General features: G+C 60.6%; 4 protein-coding genes and 1 pseudogene. 1 reads left to right on the top strand and 4 read right to left on the bottom strand.

The annotated features are described in order from the left end of the window. On the top strand, nucleotides 1-322 hold a 322-nt coding region (locus AAGI46_15145; protein ID MEM1013543.1), incomplete at its 5' end, for a hypothetical protein. 471 nt (nucleotides 323-793) lie between these two features. Here the strand turns inward: AAGI46_15145 and AAGI46_15140 are convergent. The 4 genes and pseudogenes from AAGI46_15140 to AAGI46_15125 all read right to left on the bottom strand — a co-directional run bounded on the left by AAGI46_15140 (nucleotide 794) and on the right by AAGI46_15125 (nucleotide 5725). Then, the gene (locus tag AAGI46_15140) at nucleotides 794-1657 is read right to left on the bottom strand and encodes a GIY-YIG nuclease family protein (GenBank protein ID MEM1013542.1); all 864 of its coding nucleotides are present in this window, start codon (nucleotides 1655-1657) and stop codon (nucleotides 794-796) included. A 46-nt stretch (nucleotides 1658-1703) separates the two neighbouring features. Then, complete coding sequence (locus tag AAGI46_15135; GenBank protein MEM1013541.1) at nucleotides 1704-3353, bottom strand: type I restriction-modification system subunit M; 1650 nt, start codon at nucleotides 3351-3353, stop codon at nucleotides 1704-1706. Further along, a pseudogene (locus AAGI46_15130) lies at nucleotides 3350-4556 on the bottom strand (anticodon nuclease). The gene AAGI46_15135 and the pseudogene AAGI46_15130 overlap by 4 nt, the downstream one beginning before the upstream one ends. Further along, nucleotides 4553-5725, bottom strand: coding sequence for a restriction endonuclease subunit S (locus AAGI46_15125; GenBank protein ID MEM1013540.1), 1173 nt, complete (start codon nucleotides 5723-5725; stop codon nucleotides 4553-4555). Before AAGI46_15125 ends, AAGI46_15130 begins: the two are co-directional and overlap by 4 nt. Nucleotides 5726-5948: the final 223 nt, after the last annotated feature.

The raw sequence follows: 5948 nt of genomic DNA, 5'->3' as shown, positions 1-5948 counted from the left end.
GGGCGAGTCACCCGACGGTGTGGAGCACGAGGCGGTGTACGTGTACGACGCGTTCAACCGTCGGATCCGCTCTGACGAGACGGTGTACGACACGTCGGTGTCGCCGTCGACGTCGACGCGGACGATCACGGAGTTCGTGTACGGCGGTCAGGCGAACTGGCAGGTCATCGCTGAGTACGATGTGGATGTGTCGACGGATGCGGCGACGCTGTCGGCGGAGTACGTGTACGGGAATTACATCGACGAGGTGGTGGAGATGAAGCGTCATCTCGATGCCACGACGAGGGCTGCAGCTTCTCCCGGTGCTGCCCATCATCGGTGACCTGAAGTCGTTTGCCGACGTTCCAGCGTCGCCACTTGCTCTCGGCGACGCGGTCGATCTCGTTGTATGCGAGCGCCGTCTCGACGAGGTCGCGATTCTCGGCGATGGCGAGGATGGCCGCTCGCAGTCGTTGGCCATCGCCTCCAGCTCATCGGCCCACGACCTCTTCCAGAATGAGGCTTCCTCGTTGATCAGCCTAGAGCCGCCATCGGTCGCGAGTTCGTTCACCGTGTAGAGATCGGTGTCGACGGCCGTTTTGTCATCCACCGGAAGAGCTTCTATCGCTTCGATGATCGGGTTGGAGTCGCCCTGCTCGTACTCGGCCCAGTCAAAGTCAGCCAGCAGCTCGCGGCCATCGAAGTACCGCTTGAGTATCGGCTTGGAGATATTCCAAATGATCTTCTTGGGTGAGTACTGGGCCAATCGGCGATCCTCTTGATGCCGGCACTCTTTCGCGGGACTGCACCGTCGTTACTCTTCGCCCTCTGATGTCTTTCGATAGACATCATCCAGAGTCTGCCCTTGGGCGTTTCGCCACTCGATCCAGCCGTTTGCGCTGCTTCCGGTCACGAGACTCGCCGCGGCGCTGGGCGAACTGAAGACAACATCTCGCTCAAAGCGGTACCCCTGAGGCGTTCGCGTGAGTAGGCCGCTGCCGATCATTTCTTCACGCTTTGGCCCCACGGTGTCGTGTGATGACGGCGTAGTCTCTTGGCGAGCGGTCGAGCCCTTCAGGACGACAAAGCCCTCCTCGTTGTAGACGCCGCGTGCATCGGATCCGCCTCGACGGCACATGAACACCTGGTCCGTACCGGAAGCATCCCGAGACGATGCTTCAAAGATCGGGTACCCCAGCGTTCCAAGAAGGACGTCGAGCGTTTCAAAGATTTCAGCGATATCGGCCGCCATCCACTCAGGGACGTTCGGCTTCCCACCAGCGTTACCATTATCAAGGTCGTACCGGCCGGCGAGCTTCGCCTTCTCAATCGCCATCCACTCGAGTAGCTTGGCATGAGCCTTGGTGAAGCTCCCGGTCCGCGAGACAATGGCGACGCCAATGTTCCAGAAGTCTTTCTTCTTGTTATGGTCCTTGAATCGGACGCCGCAGTCTTCGGCTTCGCCGATGTAGGCAACCGGGAGGCCGGCGGACTCTGACTCGCCGAACAGAAAGTAGACGCCGGCGCCGCCGAGTTCTTCTCGCTTGATGGCTTCGTCGAGGCGGGCACGCGGCACCACAACAGCCTGAACGATGCGGGTTGTGATCTCAGCGATGCGGACGCCGCGTGGATCGCCGGAAGGGCAGTAGATCTGGATGGTCTTGCCTGCAGCGATCATCACTTTCCTTTCCCGAGCGAGCAGTCGCCCGGTTCTCTCGCGTGACTTACGGGAGAGGCTCGAGACCCAGCTCCTCGAGGAATCCGTTGTGCGTGGCTTTCGCTGTGAGGATCTTCTTATCGATCTCAACCAACGTCGAGTGCGTTGCGGCGAGATCGACCTGCTCTTCCGGCTCGGCCGTGCTGACATACCGCGAGATGTTGAGGTTGAAATCATTCGCCTCGATCTCGTTCATCTCGACTCGCCGGGCGTAGCGATCGATCGGATCTTCCGGGCGCTCGCGGTAGGTTGCGATGATTCGCTCGATGTGTGTTGGACATAGGGAGTTCTGGCGCTTGCCCTTTTTGAACTCTTTCTCGGCGTTGATGAACAGCACATCATCGCTCCGCTTGCACTTCTTGAGCACGAGGATGCACACCGGGATCCCGGTTGAATAGAACAGGTTCGCCGGCAAGCCGATCACCGTATCGATGTGACCATCCTCGAGCAGCTTCCGGCGGATCCTCGACTCGGCTGCGCCGCGGAACAGCACCCCGTGCGGCAGGATGATCGCCATCACGCCGTCGTCCTTGAGGTAGTGCAGGCCGTGGAGCAGGAATGCGAAGTCTGCCGCGGACTTGGGCGCAACGCCGTGATCCTTGAACCGCACGTCCTTGCTCGTCTCCTCCTTGGGCATCCACCGGTAGCTAAAGGGAGGGTTCGCCACAATCGCGTCGAACTTCGGCCGGCGTGCCGGGTTTGGATCGGTCAAGATGTCCCAGTCGTTCACGAGCGTGTCGCCGTGATGGATGTGAAACTCCGAGTCCTTCACGCCGTGCAGCAGCATGTTCATGCGCGCGAGGTTGTAGGTCGTGACGTTCTTCTCCTGCCCGTACGTCATGCCGACCGTGCCGTCTCCCGGGGCACCAATCGCCTTGTCACCTTTGACGACGAACCGCCGCACGTTCAGCAGCAGCGAGCCGGAGCCGCACGCGAAGTCGTAGACGGCTTCGAGCTTCTTCCGCCAGCCCGACTCGGGGGCCTGGCTGTCGAGCGTTACGATCGCGGAGAGGATCGAGCTGATCGGCTGGGGGGTGTAGAACTCGCCGGCCTTCTTGCCGGATCCGGCGGCGAACTGCCCGATCAGATACTCGTACGCATCGCCGAGTGTGTCCGCGTCGGTCGAGAACTCCTCCAGCCCCTCGGCGATGCGGGTCACCACCGTGCACAGCTTCTCGTTCCGGTGGGTGTACGTCTTGCCGAGCTTCTCCGACGCGAGGTTGATCTCCGAGAACAGCCCTCCGAACGTGCTCTGGAACGACTCGTTCTCGATGTACTTGAACCCGGCCTGCAGCGTGTTCAGCAGCTCGTCGCTCTGCGTGCGGGCGAGGTGGGCGATGTTCGTCCAGAGGTGGTCCGGCTCGATGACATAGTGCGCTTTCTTGCGCATCTGCGCCTCGAAGGCGGGGACATCTCCCTCGTTCTCGTCGTACCACACCGAGAGCGGCGTGCGGCCTCCGTTGCCGATGGTATCGGGGTCGGGGTAGTCGCGGCCGAGCTCCCTCTTGGCCGCCTGCTCGTAGTTGTCGGAGAGGTACCGCAGGAAGAGGAGCGCGAGCATGTAGTCGCGGAAGTCGTCCGCGTTCATCGCGCCGCGCAGGTCGTCGGCGATGGTCCACAGGACTTTGCCGAGTTGCTTCTGAGCGTCGTTGGTCATGGCGTGGGATCACCTTCGGGAATGGCCTCATCGGGAAACAGAGCGGCGTTGGACGGGTAGCGCTCGAGAAAGTCGCGCACGATCTTGCGGAAGTAGCCGCGTGTCTCTTCGCCCATCTCATCCGGCTCGAAGAGCGAGTACTTGCCGTGGCTCATCAGGTCGACGAATCGCTGATGAAGGATTCCATCCGCGTCGTCGTCGTCGCGTTTGATGCACTTGCCGAAGTGGGTGTAGCCGTGGAAGAGCGCCGTCTTCTCCAACACCGTCCGCAGCATGTTGAAGTGGTAGGTGTGGATGGTTCCGCCCCGGGCAACCTTGTCGAGTTCAACCAGCGCCGCCACGTGGTGGAAGCTCGGTGTGTCGCCCTCGTGCTTGATCAGGTAGTACACCTCAGCGCCGCGATCACGGGTCAGCACGAATTGGGGTGGACGGCCGAAGTAGTTCTTCAGTTCGTAGTGCAAGACGTTGTAGAACAGTTGGTGGTGCGTCGAGATGACCGTTCCGACGCCCACTTCGTCCGCTTCTCGATACAGCTGCACGAGGTGATTGGCGACGACGATCGCGTTGTGCTCGTCGAGCGACGAGAGCCGGGTCGTCGATGTAAGTGTACTTCACCCAGTCGTACGCCTCTGCACCGTCCAGTACGAGCTGGACGATTGCGAGGAAGAAGCACCAGACGAAGATGTTTTCCTCGCCACGGGAGGGTTTCAGCGGGATCGGTTCGCCATCGGTGTTGCGTTCGCGGAAAAAGAGGATGTGCGGTCCCTCAGACACTTCCAGCTCTTTGCCATCGGCGTCGGTGACGGTGCTCTTCCGCCCCTCGTAGTCGATGTAGAACTGGAGGTCGGTGTACCGCTCCAGCAGCGGGCCGATCCGGGTGTCCATATCGAGTTCGCGGATACCGTTGAAGAACGAGGAGTCGCTATTGAACTTGAGCACACGGTCGGTGTCTTGGGCGAGGTCGTTGTCCCAGGTGAAGAGGTCTTCGGTGAAGGCGTTGAAGTAGAGCGTGTTGCGGGCGCTCGTCTGCCCGTCCTCGTCGACCTTCTTGCCGATGTCCCGGAACGCGCCCGAGAGCCGAGTCTTACCTGTACCGTTGTAGGCGAAGAGCAGGATGAACTTCTTGGGCTTCGGCCGGTTCGGATCTAGCTTGTCGCGTAGGTGTGTCGCGAGCGCGGGGAGCCCATTGATGGGGTCTGTCACGGGACACCCCCTGCACGGTTGTCCAGTTGCGGAAAGAGCTGGTGCATCAGACCTTGTTTGTGGCGGTAGAGGGCGGCAAGGCTGTCGGCTCGGGCGGGAATGCAGTCGTCCAGAGCAATGAGGCAACCGGCAATACGACGCTGCTCGCTAGGCTCCGGCTTGGCGAGTTCGAGCTGCTTAACTTCATCCGTGTTTAGCCGCCCGGTTCCGTGGCCTGCAATATCGACGAGCGACAGCAGACTCGGCTTACTGGCGTTCAAGAGGAACGCCAGAAACTCGCCTATGACGCCTGGCTTTGGCGAGAGGGCTTTGACATCCTGGTTGAACGTCATTGGTCGCTGAAGCAAACAAATCGGCACGTCCTTCATCAACGTCATACCACGCGTAAGCATGAGCAGGGTGCCTGCTGGCATCAGCTTGGCGCCGTCATCTACGGCGACTTGAGTGACATGGTCGGCGCTGTCTGTCAGTCGTAAGGTCTTCATGTCTTTGGCTGAGACCCAAGGAATTGTGCCGCCCCAATACGCGGGATTGCTCTTCGACGGGGTGCCGCCCGACGTGACATCCGCGAGTTTGTCAATCGGTATCGGCTCCCACTCTTTTGCGTCCTGGAACTCTGGAAACCGCCGCCGCGGGCGGGTTTCGCCGGGGCGGGGGAAGAGCTGTTGCATCAGGCCGATCTTGTGCCGGCGGAGTGCCGCAAGGGCGTCCGTCTCAGCCGCGATCCAGTCGTCCAGCGAGGCCAAGCACTCCGCGATCTTGCGTTGCTCGGCTCGGCTTGTCTTCCCAGGTGGTAAAGGAACGGGAAGTGCGTAAAGATCGTCGTCATTGACGTTGAGTGCGCCGTGCGCTCGCGCACCGACTGTTATGAACTTTCGCAACCAATGGCCGTGCAGGTTGGACTGAAACAACCAGTCGAGGTACTCGCCGTCGGCTTCCTCCGAGACACACCTGAAGCACGTGAAGATACTGCTTGGCACCGCAGCATCGACGTCGTCGTGAAGTCGAGCGATATAGCCCTCTGGATGTGCTTTCGTTGAGCTCTTGTTGAACGCGAAATCGCCTCGTCGAAGCCGGTAGTAGTTGCTGATGGACTTGCCAGCGATCGTTCGTCCCAGCTTCTCCTCTTGACTCACCAGACCGACACCACCGGTAATTGTGTACGGCACGACGTCCGCATCTCCAGCTCGTTCGGTGACAGGTGACGCAAGCGTGGAAAGCGGCGTAAGCGTGAATGGCCCAGATTCCACGTGGCATGCCCCCCAAGAAGTGATCCATTCCCAGACTGGTAGCCTGTGGCTTGGATCACGGAGGATCTGGCATGGCACGGCGAAGGTACTCGGCTGAGGAGATCGTCAACAAGCTCCGCGAGGCGGAGGTGTTGATCGCGGG

This window comes from Planctomycetota bacterium, assembly GCA_038746835.1.
Lineage (GTDB): Bacteria > Planctomycetota > Phycisphaerae > Tepidisphaerales > Tepidisphaeraceae > JBCDKH01.
This window is presented reverse-complemented; position numbering and strand designations above follow the sequence as displayed.

Coding starts and splice junctions, on each gene's coding strand:
- AAGI46_15140 (MEM1013542.1), bottom strand. CDS start 1,657: ATGATCGCTGCAGGCAAGACCATCCAGATCTACTGCCCTTCCGGCGAT.
- AAGI46_15135 (MEM1013541.1), bottom strand. CDS start 3,353: ATGACCAACGACGCTCAGAAGCAACTCGGCAAAGTCCTGTGGACCATC.